The 19397-nt window shown below is 52.0% G+C and carries 18 protein-coding genes; 14 read left to right on the forward strand and 4 right to left on the reverse strand.

Features of this window, described 5'->3' with window-relative positions; genetic code table 11:
• Positions 1-34 precede the first annotated feature (34 nt).
• Positions 35-598, reverse strand: coding sequence for a lipocalin-like domain-containing protein (locus H8L32_RS22850; protein WP_186949754.1), 564 nt, complete (start codon positions 596-598; stop codon positions 35-37).
• A gap of 30 nt (positions 599-628) precedes the next feature.
• Positions 629-1600, reverse strand: coding sequence for a quinone oxidoreductase family protein (locus H8L32_RS22855; protein WP_186949756.1), 972 nt, complete (start codon positions 1598-1600; stop codon positions 629-631).
• A gap of 112 nt (positions 1601-1712) precedes the next feature.
• On the opposite strand from H8L32_RS22855, the gene H8L32_RS22860 reads away from it, so the two are divergent.
• From H8L32_RS22860 to H8L32_RS22910, 11 genes are all read left to right on the forward strand, one after another.
• Positions 1713-2594: a LysR family transcriptional regulator gene (locus H8L32_RS22860; protein ID WP_186949758.1), complete on the forward strand. Its 882-nt coding sequence runs from the start codon at positions 1713-1715 to the stop codon at positions 2592-2594.
• A 91-nt stretch (positions 2595-2685) separates the two neighbouring features.
• Positions 2686-3216 carry an isochorismatase family protein gene (locus tag H8L32_RS22865; protein WP_186949760.1) on the forward strand — a complete coding sequence of 177 codons (531 nt, stop codon included), beginning with the start codon at positions 2686-2688 and terminating at the stop codon, positions 3214-3216.
• Between the two features lie 23 nt (positions 3217-3239).
• Positions 3240-3761 (forward strand): hypothetical protein, encoded by a 522-nt coding sequence (locus H8L32_RS22870; protein WP_186949762.1) that lies wholly within the window; start codon positions 3240-3242, stop codon positions 3759-3761.
• A 252-nt stretch (positions 3762-4013) separates the two neighbouring features.
• Positions 4014-4391: a flagellar protein FlaG gene (locus H8L32_RS22875; protein ID WP_186949764.1), complete on the forward strand. Its 378-nt coding sequence runs from the start codon at positions 4014-4016 to the stop codon at positions 4389-4391.
• Between the two features lie 12 nt (positions 4392-4403).
• Complete coding sequence (locus tag H8L32_RS22880) at positions 4404-5390, forward strand: hypothetical protein (protein ID WP_186949766.1); 987 nt, start codon at positions 4404-4406, stop codon at positions 5388-5390.
• A gap of 196 nt (positions 5391-5586) precedes the next feature.
• Entirely contained in the window at positions 5587-7080 is a 1494-nt protein-coding gene (locus H8L32_RS22885) for a pyridoxal phosphate-dependent decarboxylase family protein (RefSeq protein WP_230412379.1), read from the forward strand.
• Positions 7073-8314, forward strand: coding sequence for an ATP-grasp domain-containing protein (locus H8L32_RS22890; protein ID WP_186949768.1), 1242 nt, complete (start codon positions 7073-7075; stop codon positions 8312-8314). Before H8L32_RS22885 ends, H8L32_RS22890 begins: the two co-directional genes overlap by 8 nt.
• A gap of 78 nt (positions 8315-8392) precedes the next feature.
• Positions 8393-9886 (forward strand): hypothetical protein, encoded by a 1494-nt coding sequence (locus tag H8L32_RS22895; RefSeq protein WP_186949770.1) that lies wholly within the window; start codon positions 8393-8395, stop codon positions 9884-9886.
• Between the two features lie 281 nt (positions 9887-10167).
• The gene (locus H8L32_RS22900) at positions 10168-10656 is read left to right on the forward strand and encodes a hypothetical protein (RefSeq protein ID WP_186949772.1); all 489 of its coding nucleotides are present in this window, start codon (positions 10168-10170) and stop codon (positions 10654-10656) included.
• Between the two features lie 146 nt (positions 10657-10802).
• Complete coding sequence (locus tag H8L32_RS22905) at positions 10803-11717, forward strand: hypothetical protein (protein ID WP_186949774.1); 915 nt, start codon at positions 10803-10805, stop codon at positions 11715-11717.
• 163 nt (positions 11718-11880) lie between these two features.
• Positions 11881-12951: an acyltransferase family protein gene (locus H8L32_RS22910; RefSeq protein ID WP_186949776.1), complete on the forward strand. Its 1071-nt coding sequence runs from the start codon at positions 11881-11883 to the stop codon at positions 12949-12951.
• A gap of 214 nt (positions 12952-13165) precedes the next feature.
• Here H8L32_RS22910 and H8L32_RS22915 read toward each other — a convergent pair whose 3' ends face one another.
• A complete protein-coding gene (locus H8L32_RS22915; RefSeq protein WP_186949778.1) occupies positions 13166-13873 on the reverse strand; it encodes a DUF4124 domain-containing protein in 708 nt (235 codons plus the stop codon).
• Between the two features lie 305 nt (positions 13874-14178).
• Here H8L32_RS22915 and H8L32_RS22920 point away from each other — a divergent pair, with 305 nt between their 5' ends.
• The 3 genes from H8L32_RS22920 (at position 14179) to H8L32_RS22930 (ending at position 16670) form a co-directional block, all read left to right on the forward strand.
• The gene (locus tag H8L32_RS22920; protein ID WP_186949780.1) at positions 14179-15141 is read left to right on the forward strand and encodes an alpha/beta fold hydrolase; all 963 of its coding nucleotides are present in this window, start codon (positions 14179-14181) and stop codon (positions 15139-15141) included.
• 214 nt (positions 15142-15355) lie between these two features.
• Positions 15356-16063 carry an SDR family oxidoreductase gene (locus tag H8L32_RS22925; protein ID WP_186949782.1) on the forward strand — a complete coding sequence of 236 codons (708 nt, stop codon included), beginning with the start codon at positions 15356-15358 and terminating at the stop codon, positions 16061-16063.
• A 73-nt stretch (positions 16064-16136) separates the two neighbouring features.
• Positions 16137-16670 carry an acyl-CoA thioesterase family protein gene (locus H8L32_RS22930; protein ID WP_186949784.1) on the forward strand — a complete coding sequence of 178 codons (534 nt, stop codon included), beginning with the start codon at positions 16137-16139 and terminating at the stop codon, positions 16668-16670.
• Between the two features lie 120 nt (positions 16671-16790).
• On the opposite strand, the gene H8L32_RS22935 is transcribed toward H8L32_RS22930, so the two are convergent.
• A complete protein-coding gene (locus H8L32_RS22935; RefSeq protein ID WP_186949786.1) occupies positions 16791-19076 on the reverse strand; it encodes a pre-peptidase C-terminal domain-containing protein in 2286 nt (761 codons plus the stop codon).
• Between the last annotated feature and the right edge of the window lie 321 nt (positions 19077-19397).

The following is a 19397-nucleotide window of genomic DNA, read 5'->3' on the forward strand; positions in this document are numbered from 1 at the left end:
GTAACCTGGCTGGGGTGGTTTTGTGCCAGTCCCGCTAGCGTATCTTTTTCCAGATGGATATCGCAGTCGTGCCATTGCCACTGGCACCGGCCGGTACACGGTAACTCAAGGTGTCGCCCTTGAGTTCAAACTGTCTGGCCTGTTCGCTGCCATCCCAGTTGGGGAAGGATGCATGTTCGATACGGAAGATCAGGACATTGCGTTCCACATCGATAAAGCAGCGGCCATAGTGCGCGCTGGTGTCGAGGGATGCAGCACGGAATTCTGTCTCCGTTCCCTTGCGCTTGTCGCCATTGGCAAACCTGGTGCGTTCGGCCTTGTAAATTTGTAGCGAATAGCGACCGGTGTCGTCAATGATCAGCAAACCCCGGGGATTGGCCCCAAAGGTTTCGCCATGGCTGCCATCGGCACGGATTTCCGGGGCGCCTGTCAGCGTCCAGGTGCCGGTCAGGCGTTTTTGGGCCTGTTCATTCAGGTCTATATCCTGCTGCATCATGGCGCTGGCGGGCAGGCTTATGAATGTCAGGCTGGCGATGCAAGTGACGCAGATCAGAATCAAGCTTCTGAAGCTGGCAAGTGAGCGTAGTAATGTGTTCATGGTCATCCTTGGTGAGTGGGGCAACACGTATTAGCTGGTGGTTTCAACGGTGAGCAGTAATTTGCCGGTGGTCTTGCGCGATTCGAGGTCGGCCTGGGCCTGGGCCGCGTGCGCCAGTGGATAAGTGCCACCTATGCGCGGACGCAAAATGCCTTCACGCAGCCAGCCCAGTACCCGCTGACTGCGGGCGGTCAGGCTGGCGGCGTCGGCCACATGGTGGGCGAGGGTAGGGCGGGTAAAGAATAAGGAACCACTGCGGCATAGCGTCATCGGGTCGATTGGTGGCACATTGCCGCTGGATTGACCAAACAGCACCAGCGAACCCAGCGGTCGCAACACCGCCATGCTGCCCTGGTAGGTCGTCAGCCCCACCGAGTCATACACCACATGCACGCCTTGCTGCTGCGTCAGTTCTTTCACTGCGGCGACAAAATCTGTTTCGGTATAGCGGATAACATGGTCGGCACCCGCCTGGCGCGCCAGTTCTTCCTTGGCAGCGGTGGATACGGTGGTCAGTACGGTGGCACCCTTGTGCTTCAAAAGCTGTATCAGCAGCAGGCCCACGCCACCTGCTCCGGCATGCACCAGTGCAGTGTCGCCCGCCTTGATCTGGTAGCTGGTTTCGGCCAGGTATTGCACGGTGACGCCCTGCATGATGACGGCGGTTGCCTGCTCGTTACTGATGTCATCCGGCAGGCGTACCAGCTTCCAGGCCGGGATGCTCAGGTATTCAGCATAGGAGCCGGGCTGCGACAACCAGGCCACCCTGGTACCGGCAGGCAGGTCGGCATTGCCTTCCACCACGACGCCAGCGCCCTCGGTGCCAGGGATGGCAGGCAAGACAGCAGGGTTTTGCCCGTTGCGCTGATACACATCGGCATAGTTTACACCGGCGATGGCGACCCGTACCAGCACTTCTCCGGCTTTTTGGCTTGGCATGGGCAGGTCGGTCAGTTGCAAAACTTCCGGGCCGCCCTGGCTTAGTATCTGTATGGCTTTCATTTTTACTCTCTTGTTGTTAGTAGGGGTTGCGTTGCTGCACTTAGCTTAGACAAAGAGATACATAAATAAAATTACTGAAAAATTCGCCTGGACTGTGCATAATTGCACCATGATGAATTGGGACGATCTACGGTTTTTTCTGGCACTGGTCGATAGCGGTACGCTGACCGGGGCTGCGCGTCGCCTGCAGGTGGAACACACTACAGTGGCTCGTCGCATCGACGCCCTGGAGGCAGCATTGGGCCTGCGCCTGTTTGACAGGCTGGTGCGTGGCTGGCAACTGACGGTGGAAGGGCAGCACCTGGTGCCGCATGCGCGGGAAGTGGAAGAGCGCTGGTTTTCGTTCGAACGAAAAGCCCTGAGCGAAGGACAGATGGAAGGCGTGGTACGGATTTCAGCCGCACCCACCCTGACATCATTTGTACTGGCACCCAACCTCAAAAACCTGCATGCCGCCTTGCCCGGTCTGGAACTGGAATTGTTTGCCGAAAAACACGAAGTCAGTCTGGGCCGGCGTGAAGCCGATATTGCCCTGCGCATGTCACGCCCACAAACGGCGGGGCTGGTGATCAAGGCTGTTGCGACTATCCAGTATGGCCTGTACGCCAGTAAAAGTTATCTGAAAGGGCGCAAGCGCAGCGACTGGCAGTTTGCTGCCTATGAAAAAAATTCTGGCACGCTGCATCATCAGTGGCTGGAAGACCTGCTGGATGCCAATCCGTCCAGGGTGTTGTTGCGCAGCAATGATCAACTGGTCTTGCGCCAGGTGGTGGCAGCCGGCTTGGGAGTGTCGGTATTGCCGCATTACCTGGCCAAAGGCATGGGTGGTCGTAGCAGTGACCTGCAAAGGATAGATGATCCGCTTTGCCCCGTGCAGCGCAAGCTGTGGCTGGTCATGCATGACGACGTGCGCCGGTCTGTCCGGGTGAGGGCGGTGGCTGATCAGTTGATCAGCCTGTTTGCCAGCCAGGTGGTTTTAGAGATGCTGGCCTGATCATGAACAAATGTTGCAGGCAGACCTTGCACTGCACCATGTCCTGGCTAAAGCGGTATCATGTAGCTTTGGACAGGCAAGCAACAGCACAATGAATACCTTACTCATTATCGATATGCAGAACGCATGGGTGAATGGCACCACGCCGCGCTATGATAAAGAGGGAGTGGTCGCCCGCATCCAGCATGCGACCGAAGTCACGCGCCAGCATGGCGGGCAAATCATTTATATCCGTCATGCCAATGATGATGCAATGGTCGGCTCGGACGGCTGGGAAGTCATCCCCGAATTGCCGTTTACACCGGGTGATGTGTTCGTCGATAAAACTGCCTGTGATTCCTTTGCCGACACCGGCTTGCTGACTCACCTGAAAATCACCGGCGCCCACACCCTTATGGTCTGTGGCCTGGCGACTGAATTGTGCATTGATACCACCATACGCTCTGCCGTATCGCATGGTTTTGATGTCATTGCCCTGTCTGACGCCCATACCACCGGCGACCGCCCCCACATGAAGGCCGAAAAAGTCATCGAACACCACAACTGGGTATGGGAAAACCTGTCTACCCCGGCCAACAGCCGCCTGATGGTGCGGACGGTGGCTGAGGTGTTCGGGCATTGATAAGACAAAAGACCAGCACGTCAATGAAATATATTAGATGGACTACCTTCGCAGTATTGATTGCTGCCCTGCATCTCACAGCCGGTGCGGAAGAAATGCCTTATCAGGTTGATCAGCAGAATGTTCGCGTGGTCGCTAACTTCAGGCATCCCGCGCAGGAAACCGCCAACATGCTTGTGACCCTGCTCAAGGAAGATGGATTTTCGCCGCGACGCGAAGTATTGCAAGCCGGCATCCTGGTTTTTGCAGATGGTGCAGGTCCGTCCATCAAAGCGACAAAGCAATATAAAGGAGACACCGTTGTCAGGTATGGTATTTCTGTTGTGCCTTCCGGTGATGGGTGTACTGTCCGCGTAAGCATGCAGATGAGTACGCTCGGTCGGGATAAGCGTGGCAAGGACAAGATGTTTGACGTCACGCATGACAATTCGGAACTGGCGCTGAGCCTGGAACTGGGAATTCTGGAGCGCCTTGGCCAGCGTCTGCCTGCCACAGGTTTGCCTGCCACAGGTTTGCCTGCCACCGGTTTGCCGGCCAACGAATAAACTGCCAACGAATAACTACCATCCGGCCCCATCAAAAAAAGAGGGCAGGCTGCTGATTGAAAAGCCATGATGCCGAATGAGGTGTCATGGCTTTTTTAATAACTATCTCCTGTTTTTCTTACGTGTCCGTCAGTGTAAATAGGATGTAGACCCGTTTTTTGAATAAAAAATTAAACTTTTAAGCACGGCTACCGTTAATGATGTTAACGCAGTAATCCGTTTTGATTTTTTACATTACAGTCGGGGAATGATATGAATATCAGTCAGATAACAGGCGGGGGCACAAGCATCTCTGCTGTTGAGCCTCGGCAAGATGTTAAAAATACACCAAAATTGACGCCGTCCGGTCAGGATTTAACTGCTGGCAACGTGGCGCCTGCGCAAGATGCGACGCAGGGTTCTGCCATCAGCAGTGCCGAGTTGAAGCAGTCTGTGGATAAAATCAATCGTTTTATCGACTCCAGCAATAGCGTGAATTTAAATCTGGACAGTGGCTCAGGCAAAGTGGTTGTGCAGATCGTTGACCGTGAAACCAATACCGTGATCCAGCAGATTCCTTCTGCCCAGGCATTGTCCATCGCCAAGGATCTGGGGGGCAAAACTGGTTTGTTGCTCGACGCTCAGGCCTAAGAGGGTTGATGCGTGATTTTGACGTCTGACCCGGATTTCTGGCGCGCCCAACTAGGCCGTCCTGTTCTTGAAAGACTGGGTGTGGCACCTGCCGAGGTGCTGGCTTATGTTGCCTCTGTGAATGCCAGTCAGCAAATCAACCAGCAAGCCAGTCAACAAGGCAGCCAGCAATCTGATCCCGCCCTGGTGGCATCACCTGAAGCAGTCGTGCTTGCGGCCGATTTTTTGGCTGATGTGCAAGACGCCATGGCAGAAATGCCACCATCCCTGTTGAAACTGTTGGCCCGCCCCTTGCTGGGTGTGTATTTTGCCCGTGGCCTGGGTTCATCGGCGCTGACCGATGTGGTCATGGCACCGGATGGCCAGCAACTGGGCGTGGTTTGCCTGATGGACACTGATGCATTTTTGCACCGTGCCGCCAATGACTGGGCGACCTGGAAAGAATACACCCCCTTCCTGCCGCAAGAACAATACCGCATCGATGTCGTCATCGAAACGCCGGACAACGACAACCGCAAAAATGCCATCCAGTTTATATTGCTGCATGAATTTGGCCATGTTCTCAATGCCAACAGCGAATACCTGCCAGACTGGTGGATAGGTTCCAAACGCTTCAAATCGACCGAAGAATACAGCTACCTGTCGCTGGCATGGCAAATCGCCATGAGTGGCGATGTCATTCCCCTGCTGCGCAACGATTTCCCGCAACGCAAACACCTGCGCTTCTACACGGGCGATCAATTGCCTGGTGAACTGATCCCCGAGATTTATCAAGACCTGCAAAAGACCAGTTTCCCCACCCTGTATGCCGCCACCAATGTCTATGATGACTTTGCTGATGGCTTTGCCAGCTATGTGCACGAAGTCATACAGCAACGTCCGTTTGAGATCTGCATCAGGCAAGGCGAGCAGACCATTATGGAATTGCGTGATTACTGGTCCGGCCCCAAGGCAAAGACCAGGGCCAGCGTTTTTGCCGGAATATTTGCCGATGCTTAAGCTGCCCGGTGGGCAATAGCACCTGCAATAGCGTACAAAGCACGTAAAAATATTGTCGTTCAACTACCAGAAACACGGCAAACTGTATTCAAATTGCCCTCATGCATCAATAAAGCTGCAAAAACGCCTGTATTCGCTGTTTTAATCGTCCTACTCTCATAGATAATTACTGCATATATATGATTTGGGAGCAGGTATGCCAGTATCGGATACTGAAACACTGGACCCCAGCGACTGGCAGGCATTGCGGGCGCAGGGGCATCGCATGCTGGATGACATTCTTGATTATGCTGAACACCTGCGCGAGCGGCCGGTCTGGCAACCGATACCGGACGCCGTGCGGGCGCAGTTCAGGCAAACCCTGCCTGCTGGTCCCAGTGAACTATCGGCTGTGCATCAACAGTTCATGGACCATATCCTGCCGTATTCGGTAGGTAACAGCCATCCGGGTTTCATGGGCTGGGTGCAGGGTGGTGGCAACCCGGTCGGCACGCTGGCAGAAATGCTGGCAGCGGGTCTGAATGCCAATCTGGGCGGGCGCGACCACATACCCATCGAAGTTGAAAAACAAGTCACCCGCTGGGTTAGCGCCCTGTTTGATTTCCCTGACACAGCCAGCGGCCTGTTTGTCACCGGCACATCCATGGCCAATTTTATTGCCGTGCTGGTTGCAAGGGCGCGGGCGCTGGGCACGCAGGTGCGCCAGACAGGTCTGGCTGCCTGTACGTCAAGGCTGGTGGCCTACACCTCTGCCGGTGCCCATGGCTGCATTGCGCAAGCCATGGACATGGCCGGTTTGGGTATGGATGCCTTGCGCATTATTCCCATGAATGCGCAGTTTGAAATGGACACGGCCTTGTTGCAGGCCGCGATACAGGCGGACCGTGCCAAGGGCCTGACCCCATTCTTTATTGTCGGCACCGCAGGTTCGGTTGATGTCGGTGCGATTGATGATCTGGATACGCTGGCAGACATCGCCGCGCAAGAGCAGTTGTGGTTCCATATCGACGGTGCTTTTGGTGCACTGGCCATGCTGTCACCCGCATTGGCACCGCGTCTGAATGGCATACAGCGGGCTGATTCCATCGCTTTTGATTTTCATAAATGGTTGCAGGTACCGTATGACGCAGGGTTTATACTGGTGCGTGACAGCACTGCCCATTACGACACCTTTGCCACACCTGCCAGTTACCTGCGACGCGAAACCAAAGGCCTGGCCGCCGGTTCACCCTGGCCCTGTGATTTTGGTCCCGACCTGTCTCGCGGTTTTCGCGCCCTCAAAACCTGGTTCACCATACAGGTGTATGGTGCAGACCAGCTGGGGCGCATGATTGCCCATACCTGCGAGGTGGCGCAATACTTGAAACAGGCTGTTCTGGCCAACCCCAAACTGGAACTGATGGCCCCGGTGGCCTTGAATATTGTCTGCTTCCGGTATCGTTGCAATGCGCCCGATGTGCCCGATGTGGTCAATGCCAACATCGTCGTGGCCCTGCATGAATCCGGCATTTCTGCACCGTCCACCAATACCGTCAACAAGCAACTGGTCATTCGTGCCGCTATTGTCAACCATCGCACCCGCACTGAAGATATCGATGCACTGATCGCCGCCACCCTGCGTTTTGGCGACCAGTTCAGCAGCACAGACCAACATGCAGCAAGCAAACAGGATGACAAGTCACATGAATGATAATCAGGATACCAATACCGCCGCGCCAGCACAGCAAAGCAAGCTGATCGGCCTGGCACCGCTGATGCGCAAGGCATTTGCCGGTGTCGACATGAAACCGCAAGGCATGGAACTGATTGCCCATGCCGAAAAATATCCCAATGACGCCAATGCCATGATGGATCTGGCGACGACGCTGTTACTGCTGGGCCACCGCGACACCGCCCTGGCTACACAGATGGAAGCCTTGAAGCTGCAACCCCTGTATTCTGTTCCATCTGTACATGAAACAAAAATCAGATTGCTGGCCCTGATGACCGATGGCGATCTGATGGCCAATACCCCGCTGGAATTTCTGGTGGAAGATTCAGACATTGCGCTGGACCTGTTATACGTCGGTGCCGGCATACCCGCCATAGAACAACTACCTGAACACGACGTCCTGTTTGTGGCTGTCGGTGAAGCGGACGACAAGCATGAACTCTTGCTGGATTTACAGGCGCTGGCAGACAACTGGCCACGGCCCGTCATCAATGCGCCAGAGCGCATCACCCACCTGGGGCGTGACGGTGCCTGTGCATTGTTACAGACTGGCGAAGGCATAGAAATGCCCACCTCCATCCGCATAGACCGGCCTACGCTGGAAAAACTGGGCAGTGGCGAAATCGAAATCAGCAGTTTATTGCCAGGCGACGATTTCCCCATCATTGTGCGGCCTTTGGGTTCTCATGCCGGGCATGGCTTGCGAAAAGTCGCATCGCCCGAAGATATTCCCGATTATCTGCAAGCCGTACCCAGCGATGAATTTTATGTTGCCCGCTTTGTCGATTACCGCAGTGCAGATGGTCAATTCCGTAAATACCGCATCATCCTCATCGATGGCAAACCCTTTATTTCGCATATGGGTATTTCCAAACACTGGATGATTCACTACCTGAACGCAGGCATGACCGAAAGCCAGGAAAAGCGCGATGAAGAAAAACGCTTCATGGAAAATTTTGACACCGATTTTGTACCGCGCCACCTGACCGCATTTGCAGAAATCACCCAGCGCCTGGGGCTGGATTATGTCGGCATAGACTGCGGCGAAACCCGCGATGGAAAATTGCTGATATTTGAAGTGGACAGCGACATGATCGTGCATGCCATGGACCCGGTAGACATGTTCCCCTACAAGCAGGAACCGATGAAAAAACTGTTTGCTGCATTCCGCGACATGCTGCTCAAGGCCATGGCAACAGCACCTGCTGCGTAAGTTCTGATATTGAATGTGAACCCATCCATCAGGCAGGGGTGGCATAGCGTGTTTCAGGGAGCCAGATCACTCATGCCCATGAGTACACTACAAGATTTACCCACGCTCGATCAGTTGCTGATTGATGGTGGTGATGCCAGGCTCATTCTGCAAGCCGATGGCACCAATAAATACGGCTGTGCTGCCGTGCCTTTGAACGCGCACGATGCGATGTATGCATTCAGCTCGGCCACTGCTTCCAGCATATCCGCACCAGCGTATGCCGCCGCCACACGCACCTACACCAGACTGCAACAAAGCGAGCAGGATGCGTATGCTTGCTACGCAAACGAATTGAATGAAGTCCGGCAAGAATTGAAGCAGTTATGCGGGCTGGAGCAGCGCAAAGACGTGGACATCATCTTTGCCGCATCCGGCACGGACCTGCACCTGATCGCCGCCCAGCTATGCACCAATTTTTCCAGTGCACGTACCCTCGTCATCATGGCGGATGCCAATGAAACCGGCAGCGCCGTGCCATCGGCACTGACGGCCAGGCATTTCAGCGAACGTACCGCCCTGGGTGAACAGGTCAACGCCGGCAGCCACATCGCGCAGGCGAAAGAAGTTGATATCGTTAGCATCAGCTTGCGCCAGCCCGACGGTACCGTGCGTGACAGTCAGGATGTCGATAGGGAAGTGGAAGCACTGACTCAACAAGCCATACATTGTGGCCAGGCAGTCATGCTGATTTTGATGGATGTCAGCAAAACCGGCATGATGGCACCGTCATTAAGCATTGTGATTCAGTTGCGGGCACGTTACCCGCAATTGCAGGTCATGGTAGACGCCTGCCAGTTCCGCCTGTCAAATGCCAGCTTGCAGGCGTATCTTGACCAGGGTTATATGGTGGCGATGACAGGCTCCAAATTTTTATGTGGCCCCAGTTTTTCTGGAGCGCTGTTTTTGCCGCATACCATGCAAGCAGGCTTTAAGGCGATTAGCTTGCCGGCATCGCTAAATGCCTACAGCAGTCGTGCCGATTGGCCATCTGACTGGGCCGGAGCACAGGGTTTGCCGGCACGCCCCAATTGTGGCCTGCTATTGCGCTGGGTCGCGGCGCTGGAAGAACTGCGTGCTTTTCGTGCCTTGCCGGATGCGGCGATTCTGGGCTTCATCCAGCAGTTTCAACTTGCTGTCTACGACTATTTTTCCAGCCACTCATCGCTGGCACTGTTGACCGTGGCAGCACCAGACCGCAGCGCCATCATGACAGGGCAGGGCTGGGATTGTTACGCCACTATTTTTTCGTTTGTATTGATGTCAACCGCGACATCGATATCAGGCAAGGCACAGCCTTACAGCCACGACGACACGGTGGCCATCTATCGCCATCTGCAAAAAGAAAAAGGCATGCAACTCGGCCAGCCTGTCACCTGCGGCATACACCATGGCAAACCCATCAGCGCCTTGCGTTTGTGTTTAGGGGCCAGGCAGATTGTTGCTGCTGTCCAGAAAAATCAGGCCAGCACCATTATTGCAGCGGCGTTGCAGGTATTGGATGAAGTGCAGCGGCAGATGCTGAGGCAATAAAAAATAACTCCGGAGACAATATTGGAGTGGACGATGTTCAAGTCAGAGTGTAACGACAAAATTTGCCTCTAAATGCCCTTAGGTATTGGCAAGATGTATAAAAATAAAATTGCAATCCTTAGATAAAGTTGCCACAAAGAAACTAAACTCTTAATTATAATGCCATAATGCATTTAGTTGTTTAAAAATATTTTCAATAAATAAATTGATAAGTAAGCAATATTTCGTATAATCAAGAAGTCATCGATGGGTGACTTCTTTTTTTTTCAGGAGATTTTCAAATGGAATTGAAACAGATTTTTCTGAGCCTTACACTTCTCGCCAGCGTCAGTGTTGCCAGCGCCCAAACTGTGCCAGATATACCACCACAGGGGACTCCTATTTTTGAATTTGCTTTTTCAGGGGGGCGTCATTTCAACACTTTGAATTATCAAGAAGGTATTAACGCTGGGTTTTCGCCCCAAAACATAGCTTGGCACTCAACGGAATCGTCAGGTGCCTTGACAACCTTGCTGTATCGATGCGTCGTCCCAAATGGCGGCGGCCAGGATCACTTCGCTTCGCAGGACCCTAATTGTGAAGGGCAACTTAACGAGGGCAATTTTGGTTATGTTTTCAAAGCACCAAGGCTGGGACTGGTCCCGCTATATCGCTATTATGCTCATCCAAACGGATTCAGCCAAAACGATCATTGGATTAATAAAGCAACACAAAACTTAATGCCAACTGAATACGGGCTGGAAGGAATTATCGGTTACGTTTACCCATAAATCTTGAAATGGCAGACGGTCAATGACACTAATTGCGCAATATCATTGGCCGTCCATATTAATAGATATGATTTTGCCAAAAAGAAATTTTTTGCTCATTCACACTAAAATAAGCCATCTATCACCTTGATTTTTTTGGGGGGGAAATGCGACAAGGTAACTTTTTATTCGGCGCGTCAGCATTAGCATTAGTCGCTGCGTTGGTGTATTTTTTATTCCATACAGACAGTGACAATTACAGTCCGATCATTGACAATCAAAAACTAAAAGAACAAGTAAGTGGGCAAGCTGATTTAGAAAAGAAAAAACTCCTTAAATCGAATCATCAAAACTGTATCCCCAATCGAAGTGTCTCCTTGTACGCACAAAAAGCAGTTGCTCCTATCAGTAATTCAAATCGTGAAATAGGTAAGGCCGCAACTGCTGCGCGAAAAAATCCAACAGAAATACTAACCCAAATTCAAAACAGTAGGGACATTGACGAGATAGGTATTTATTCGGTTGCGATATTCGACATTGCAAAAATATGCTTGCAATCACAATGGAAAAATACAGGCGTAACATATAATCTAGATGCAACAAATTTTGGCTCTGATACTTCTTTTTGTCAAAATTTGCCACAAGATGTCGTTGCCAATCCATTGAAGATATTAGACGATGCCTCTCAAAAAGGATCTTCTTTAGCAAAGACTCATTACCTCATGAATGCATTTGTGTTTGCCCCAATATACAAGAGTATTGGAACGCCAGAACACATTGCCTTTTCGAATTTCATTATTGAAAGAGCCAAAAATTACGGCGAGGAAGCTGTAAAAAGCGGAGCACAGGAGGCTAACTTTTTGATGTCACGAGCATACACATCTGGCTTATTCGGAAAAAAAGATTTAACTCGCGCCTTAGCGTATTTGCTTCCGTTGGAGCAAAACCTGAAATCTCAAGGGATTGGAGATTCCATTTCTGAAATCAATTCAAAACTTGACGAATCGAGTAAAGTACAAGCTCGCAATATTTCAGTTGGATGTACGGGATTTGATTCAAGTATTTTGATGAGTCCATTCTAAGCAATGTTTTTTTGCCAGTTTAAATACGTAGTCAATCTAATTGACCGCATGCGGTTATAATCTAAATCCGTTTTTTATACCTAGCTCGCCGGCAAACGATTCAACTATGGTTAGAATTCGCCAATAGTCGATACATCAACAAAGATGCTCACAAATATAAAATATGACTCTATCGAAGTTTGCCGATGGGCATGACAATAATTTCAACTTGATTCGAATAATTGCAGCAATTTCTGTGTTAGTTGGACATAGTTTCTCGTTGCTTGGTTTTGAGGAGCCACTCACAAAACTTTTAGGGATGTCGATAGGGACGCTGGCTGTTGACGTGTTTTTTATCAGTAGTGGTTTCTTGGTCGGTAAAAGCTTATTGACCAGAAGAAGTGCTGTTGAGTACCTTGCATCTCGATTTTTGAGAATATTTCCAGCTTTGGCCTTACTCACATTTTTAAGCACTTTCATACTTGGCCCGTTATTTACCACGTTACCCCTCACTTCATACTTCACGAATCTTGAGACTTATCAATTTCTACTGAAGGGCACAACAATATTAGCAGGCATTTCCATGAATTTGCCGGGGGTTTTTGAAGATCATAAGTTCACCGCTGTAAATGGCTCATTGTGGACAATCATTTATGAACTAAAAATGTACCTATTACTGCTGATATTTTGGGCGGTCTTTAGGCGCATTGAAAAATTAAAAATAGCTCCCTTGGGATATGTACTTGTTGCAGTGTCTTTCGTTTCTGGATTAATGCTGATCTTACAGAATTTCCACGGTCAAAATGAAAGTCATTTAAGTCGATTCATTTTTATGTTTTTTACTGGGACATCATTCTATGTGTGGAAGGACAAAATTCAATTAAAGCCACTATATTTTTTTGTTTTCTTCGGTCTAGAATTTTGCGCATTTTTTATCGGCAAAGAAATTTACTTCGCAGCATATTGTTTAACGATTCCTTATCTGCTGTTTTACGTGGCATATGTACCTGCCGGATTTATTCGAAAATTTAACCTGATTGGCGATTACTCATATGGTGTTTATATTTACGCCTTCCCGGTTCAGCAAATGATTATTTCGCTTCTGCCAGGAGTTTCCGTAACTGTTATGGCCGCATGGGCTATCGTGATTACATTTCTATTTGCGGTATTTTCATGGCATTGTGTGGAAAATCCTATTCTCAATAAAAAAGAACATTTCACCAAAAAAATACTCCGTTTAAGATCAATTTATTGAAATTGATAGATGCTGTCGTGTAGGGCGGATGCTTAATAGGACCATTGTATTCTTCTTCTGCAATTCGACGTACTTGCATTCGTATATCCATATCCATATAGAATATATCACCGTCAAGCACCGTTCATATGCTGTTGCGTAGACACCTACCTGCGTCAATATGAATAGCTAGGGTAGCGACTGTTAAGAATAGTAGTAATTTCATTGCCATCACTTATTGCATCGTAGATTTAGGCGCAGCATCACAACCCATTGATCTCAGGTTGTTTTCTATTTCACGTTTGTTACGCGTCAGTTCATCCATGGCGCTGCCCTGGCCACCAGTGCGTTGAGCATTTTGGACGGATGCCAGTTGACGGCGTACATCGTCACACATGGCTTTGGTGCGTGCGGCATCTGCGCTGGCGCGTTTGGCGGCGTCTGCCGGGCTTTCGCCCTGACTGGCTTTGCGTTCGGCTGCTTGTGTACGTTTGGCAGGGTCTTCCTGGACAGGTGCAGTGCCAAATTTGCGTTCGTTTTCTTTTTCTGTCATGCAGTCGCTTTCTATGCGGGCGCGTATGTCCAGGGCATTGCCGCGCTGGGCATACACATCGGCAATTACTCTGCGACGTTCTGCTGTCGTCGCTTCGTTCAGCAATTTGTCTTGCTGGGCACCGCCTTCACGCATCCAGATCACTTTCTTGGCTTCTTCGCCGCGACGTACGCAGGTTGCATCCAGCGGTGGTTTGTCCGTGGCTGTGGCTGTCACGGCCTTGCCGATGACTTTTTCTTTTTGGCCGTTGGTGCAGGGGGTGTCCTGGTATTCACTACCGCAACGATACATTTTTTGCGCCATCACCTGGCCGGGCAAGGCCGTGCCACTAACTAACAAGACGTGCAACAGCCAGGGCGCTGCTATTGATAAAAGAGGACGGATACGCATAGAGGTAAGCCTGGACAGAAGACGTAAAAGTATTACTTTAGCATTGCCTGTAGCCAAATGGTGCAATGGCGCATTGGCGCAGAAACCCCCAGCCGCATCTGCAATGCTTCTTGCTTGGCCAGTCGCCAGGTTCAGCAGAGGAAATCAGGGGCTTTATAGATATTTTGGGGCTCGCTTGACACAGATTTGATTTTTAGATGATAATCGACATCTGTAAGATGATGATTGACATCTAAATGGCTTGATTTCATCTTTGCCAGCTTAGTTACCTTAATTACCTTAGCCACCGGGTGGAGCAAGAGATCATGAACAGTGCAAGCAAGGCAGTAGATCGGATGGACGATGCGAACGATGCAGACAGCGGCAACGAAGCCTTGCTGACTGCATTCGAAGCCATCGCCGAACACCATTATGTGGATAGCGATGGTGTGCGCATCCATTATGCGGCCATGGGGCAGGGGCCTTTGCTGGTGCTGTTGCATGGTTTTCCTGATCACTGGCTGGGCTGGTGGCAGGTGATGGCAGATCTGTGCGCCGATCACCGCGTGGTCGCCCTGGATTTGCGTGGCTATCACCTGAGCGATGCGCCGCTTGACCCGCAAGCCTATCTGCCAGCCAGACTGGTGGCCGATGTAGCGGCCGTAGTTGAACGTGAAGACGCGGGCAAGGCAACTGTGATAGGGCATGACTGGGGCGGTTTTATTGCCTGGCATGCCGCCATGCAGGCGCAGCCCTGGCTGGAAAGACTGATCGTGCTGAACATGCCGCACCCCTGGGCCATCGCACGCGAATTAAGCAATAACCCGCAACAGCGGGTCGCCAGCGATTATGTGCGCACGTTCCGGCAAGCACAGTCGCATACGCAGTTGCCGATGGCGCGCCTGGGTGCATGGATCAAAGACCCGGCTTTCAAACGTCGCCATGATCAGGCCATGGCGATATCGACGCTGGAAGCCATGCTGCATTATTACCGCACCAACTGGCCGGCAGAACCGTATTTCATGCCGGGCGACATGCCACCCAAAGTTGCTGTGCCCACCTTGTTGATACATGGCCTGGCTGACCCTTATGCCTTGCCTGCCGGTCTGAACGATGTCTGGCAATGGGTGGACAATGAACTGAGCATACAAACCATCCCCGATGCCGGTCATTTTATTCAACACGACAACGCGCAACAGGTAGTGCGCATCGTACGTACATGGCTGCACCAGCAAACGGGCGGCAGCGATCAGCAAACGTCTGTATTTTCAAACAAGGAAATGCATTAAATTTTTTAACTCATTAGGGCTTACGCAAAATTGTCCCAGCAAGGCTATCGCTTTAAGAAACCTCCCTTGCAGGGGAGGTTCGTTACGTCGGCAGACAACATGTTGTCTGAAATCCCGACTACACCGCAGCGACGAAGACAGTACGAATAGTACGGCGAGGAGCTGCAACGCAGCTGGGGCGATTTTGCGTAAGTCCTATTTATAAGGAATCATCATGGAACTCAATAATACTGTCGCCTTTGTCACCGGTGCCAACCGTGGACTGGGCCTGGCCTTTGCCACTGCCTTGCTGGAAGCCGGCGTCAAAAAAGTGTATGCCGCCGCCAGAAACCCGGCGCAGGTCACATTGCCCGGCCTGCACCCCATACAACTGGATGTCACCAATCAGCAGCAAGTGCTGGCAGCGGCACAGGCCTGCGGCGATGTAAACCTGCTCATCAACAATGCAGGTATCGCCCAGCCGTCACCGTTCCTTGCGGCAGACAGCCTGGCAGCCATCCGCGCGCAATTCGACACCAATTTCTATGGCATGCTGGCCATGAGCCAGGCCTTTGCGCCGGTACTGAAAGCCAATGGTGGCGGTGCGCTGGTCAATATGCTGTCAGTGCTAAGCTGGATCAATCTGGCCGGCATCAACGGTTACAGTGCATCCAAGGCCGCCGCCTGGTCACTGACCAATGGCCTGCGTAATGAATTGCGTGAGCAGGGCACACTGGTGGTCGGCGTGCATGCCGCCTTCATCGATACGGGTATGACGCAGCATATTGCCATGCCAAAGTCCACCCCACAGCAGGTGGCAAGCCAGGTAGTGGATGCGATAGTGCAGGGACGGGAAGAAGTATTTGCCGACGACATCACGCGTCAGGTAAAACAGGGTTTGTCACTGGAAGCCGCCCCGTATCTGCGTGAAGGTGGTCGATAAGATCTTGCCTGGTGCAGTGCAGGCTAACAGCGGGTTATGATGTCACTCTTGCCGTTAGACAAAGGGTGTGGCCGTGTCTGGATTGATTCGCAATGTGTTGACGATACTGCTGGCATTGTGCCGCTACCGCTTTGGCGGCCATAGCACCGGTGTGAGTGACAGGCTTGACTGTCATTTTTGGGTAACGCCATGGGATGCAGGCATCCGGATATTGAAAAGTGATGCCTATCTTCAGCTTGCCGAAGCGGCGCAGTTTGATTTTGTTATCAGGACTGGTTTGTTGCGCCCCATGCTGAGCAATGGCACGGCGTTTGTGAATGTGTCGCAACTGATTAGTTTCATGAAGCCGGTGCGTCTTTTTCAGCGGGTGCGGGTAAGCAGCGGCATCCTGTTTTCCGATGATAAATGTGCGTATTTTTCGCATGAAATCTATGTGGGTGATGTGGTGCATGCAGAGGTACTGGTGAAGATGAAATTCAAACGTGGACGTGTCACGGTTGAACCATATGCCTTGTTGCAAACCCGTTTCGGTGAGCGGCCTGCGCAGCTGCTGGCCTGGGATCAGACGTTGCAGGCGATGGCTGCGGTACACCAGGTGCCGTCATAAGCTATTGGATAAGGTCCCAGGCAAGTGCCTGAGACCTTATTTACGACTATTTACGACTATTGCAACTGTTTGCGATGAATGCCTTATCGCACTTCAAAACTCACAACTTCAAAACTTCACTTAGTCCGTGGCCACCAAAGTCACACCACTGATGGCGCTATACGCTTTGACCATGACGTAATACGTACCGGCGGTTGGTGATGTCACGGTAATGCTTTCATTGTTGCTGGTACCGTTAGATCTTTGCAGATATGACGTGGTAGTTGGTGCCGAACCCAGTTTGACATACAGATCAGCATCGCCTGTACCACCGCTGGTTTTAAAGGTTACTGATGACTTGCCGGCAGGTACCGCAAAGGTATATACCGCAGTTGCACCCGATGCCAGGCTGATGCCCGTGACCGGCACACCATTGCTTAGCACATTACCTGACGTGGTCGTCTGGTAACTGGCCACCAGGCTGATGCCGCTGGAAGCGGTATAGCCATTCAGCAGGACATAATACGTGCCTGCTGTTGGTGACGCGATGGTGATGGTTTCCGTGCTGGTGGATCCATCCGATTTTTGCAGATAGGTCGTGGTCGTCGGGGTGGATCCCAGTTGCACGTACAGATCCGCATCGCCTGTACCACCTGTGGTTTTGAATGTCAGGTTGGTGGCGCCAGTCGGTACAGAAAATGTATAGACCAGGTTGCTGCCGGTAGTGACAGACAGGCCCGTGACCGCAACATCCTTGGTCAGGGTGTTAGGTGGTGGTGGCGTTGTGGAACCCATGGCAGACGCAAAGTTTGCCATGTTCAGACTACCGTAACCACTGGCATAATCCCAGCCTGCCTTGGCGGTGTAGCCGCCATTGCTGCCAGACGTGATGTCGTGGAACATGCCCGGTGTGCTGGCCGCTTTTTGGTAAATCGCGGCAGCAGGGAAGGGCAGGCTGTTATTGTTCATCGACTGTACACGTGCCCAAAAACCGGTGAAGATAGGCGCTGCCAGACTGGTACCACCGATCTGCTGGTTGGAACCATTGACTATCACCAGCGCACCACTGGCCGGATCAGCATTGAATGCAATGTCTGGCGTGCCGCGTTTGGTAGAAGAGCCCAAAACGCCTGCACTGGTTTGCCAGCTTGGTGCTGATTCATTCAGGGATGGCCCACCGCCGGCGCCACCGTTTGCACTTTGCTGGCAACTGGCTGCCGTGGTGCAAGCCCATACCGACTCAGACACCCACGTCGTACCCGAAGTATTGAGCAAGGTGCCGCCCACCGAAATCACATACGGTGATACCGATGGATAGCTTTGTGATGTGCCCGGGCCACCACATTCATACGCCCCCGAATCGCCGGACGATACCGAGAATGTCTGCCCCTGTGCCACGGCGGTCTGGAAGATCTGGTCATTGCTGGCCATGACACCCGAGTTGAGCGCATCGTTTTCGCATTCACCCAAAGACACATTGATGACTTTGGCCACGTTGTCGCTGACAGCGCGGTTATAGGCCGCCGTGATGTCGGCATCGTTCAGCGTGTTGGCGGTGTACAGGATCATTTTTTTGATCGTGCCACCCGCTGTTGCCAGGGCATCCTGCGTATCCATATTCCATTCACCGACACCGGCAGTGTCAGTGCTGGCAGCACCGATTGTGACTGTCTGCACATTCACAGTCGGATAACCGGCGCGGCTGGTAAAGGTGTTGAGGTCGGCAATTGTCTGCGTCATGCTGCCCTGGGTGATAATGCCGATGGTGGCATTCACCGCGCTGGGCAGATTGCTGGCGTTATAGATGGTAGAAAACTCGGTAGGATTGTGCCCCGTACTGGCCAGGGTATTGGCGTTAGGCCGGACCAGATGAGTGCGATAGGTATGCAGATTTTGCAGACCATGCACCGCCAGTACCGTATCTGACAGCGCCTGCGGTACCTGTGCGTCGCTCAGGTTGACCTGGACAGAACGCCCCCCTACCGTGTAGGTGTGCAAGTCGGTATTGAAGGCGGTTTTGACCGACGCGGCGGCGCCATCGGCACTCACCAGCGTGCGGTTGTCTGACACGGTAATGTTGACGAAACCGCTGCTTTTCAAATGATCAATCACGGCCTGCACCTGTGCTGCTGTCGGTGCATAGTTCGCCATGAAGTCGGCACTGGAAATCGGTCTGACATTTTTCCCGTTCAGAATACCCGTGGTCAGCGTGTCAAGTGCGGCCTTGTTGCGCAGCTTGAGCGCGACCACCACGTGCGTGGGTGACCCCGCCTGCAAGAGTGTGGCCGCTGATGTCGATGACACGGTCGCAGGTATCCTGGTGGCCTTGGTCGCTGTTGGCGCCCATTGTGCCTGCGCAGTGCCGCACAACATGGCCAAAGCCATTGAGACACCGGATAGTAGTTTGAAATTACTGCTGATACGCATTGCTTTTCTCCTTTTTTTTGATGCGAAGATATGACCGGCACCGTTTTAGCGATGCCGGCCAAGCTCAGGTACCTATCCCCGATATGGTTTGAATCCGGGATGGGTACGTAAGCCAAAGCCGTGTATAAGCACGGCCCTGGCCCTCCCCCAAATTGAGCATCCAGACAAACCAGGCATTTGATCAATGACTGGTCTGCCCTTCCGCTCCGACTGCATGCCAGTCATTGATCAAATGCCTGACATTGCATTTTTTTAGGCAATAGTTGTCCCTCTCGCAGGTGCAGGCGCCTGCAAGAACTATTGGTCCTGCTTAAATCAAAA

The organism is Undibacterium hunanense, assembly GCF_014284335.1.
Taxonomy (GTDB): domain Bacteria; phylum Pseudomonadota; class Gammaproteobacteria; order Burkholderiales; family Burkholderiaceae_D; genus Undibacterium; species Undibacterium hunanense.

Coding starts and splice junctions, on each gene's coding strand:
- H8L32_RS22900 (WP_186949772.1), top strand. CDS start 10,168: ATGGAATTGAAACAGATTTTTCTGAGCCTTACACTTCTCGCCAGCGTC.
- H8L32_RS22905 (WP_186949774.1), top strand. CDS start 10,803: ATGCGACAAGGTAACTTTTTATTCGGCGCGTCAGCATTAGCATTAGTC.
- H8L32_RS22865 (WP_186949760.1), top strand. CDS start 2,686: ATGAATACCTTACTCATTATCGATATGCAGAACGCATGGGTGAATGGC.
- H8L32_RS22855 (WP_186949756.1), bottom strand. CDS start 1,600: ATGAAAGCCATACAGATACTAAGCCAGGGCGGCCCGGAAGTTTTGCAA.
- H8L32_RS22935 (WP_186949786.1), bottom strand. CDS start 19,076: ATGCGTATCAGCAGTAATTTCAAACTACTATCCGGTGTCTCAATGGCT.
- H8L32_RS22915 (WP_186949778.1), bottom strand. CDS start 13,873: ATGCGTATCCGTCCTCTTTTATCAATAGCAGCGCCCTGGCTGTTGCAC.
- H8L32_RS22860 (WP_186949758.1), top strand. CDS start 1,713: ATGAATTGGGACGATCTACGGTTTTTTCTGGCACTGGTCGATAGCGGT.
- H8L32_RS22875 (WP_186949764.1), top strand. CDS start 4,014: ATGAATATCAGTCAGATAACAGGCGGGGGCACAAGCATCTCTGCTGTT.
- H8L32_RS22920 (WP_186949780.1), top strand. CDS start 14,179: ATGAACAGTGCAAGCAAGGCAGTAGATCGGATGGACGATGCGAACGAT.
- H8L32_RS22895 (WP_186949770.1), top strand. CDS start 8,393: ATGAGTACACTACAAGATTTACCCACGCTCGATCAGTTGCTGATTGAT.
- H8L32_RS22850 (WP_186949754.1), bottom strand. CDS start 598: ATGAACACATTACTACGCTCACTTGCCAGCTTCAGAAGCTTGATTCTG.
- H8L32_RS22890 (WP_186949768.1), top strand. CDS start 7,073: ATGAATGATAATCAGGATACCAATACCGCCGCGCCAGCACAGCAAAGC.
- H8L32_RS22910 (WP_186949776.1), top strand. CDS start 11,881: ATGACTCTATCGAAGTTTGCCGATGGGCATGACAATAATTTCAACTTG.
- H8L32_RS22925 (WP_186949782.1), top strand. CDS start 15,356: ATGGAACTCAATAATACTGTCGCCTTTGTCACCGGTGCCAACCGTGGA.
- H8L32_RS22885 (WP_230412379.1), top strand. CDS start 5,587: ATGCCAGTATCGGATACTGAAACACTGGACCCCAGCGACTGGCAGGCA.
- H8L32_RS22870 (WP_186949762.1), top strand. CDS start 3,240: ATGAAATATATTAGATGGACTACCTTCGCAGTATTGATTGCTGCCCTG.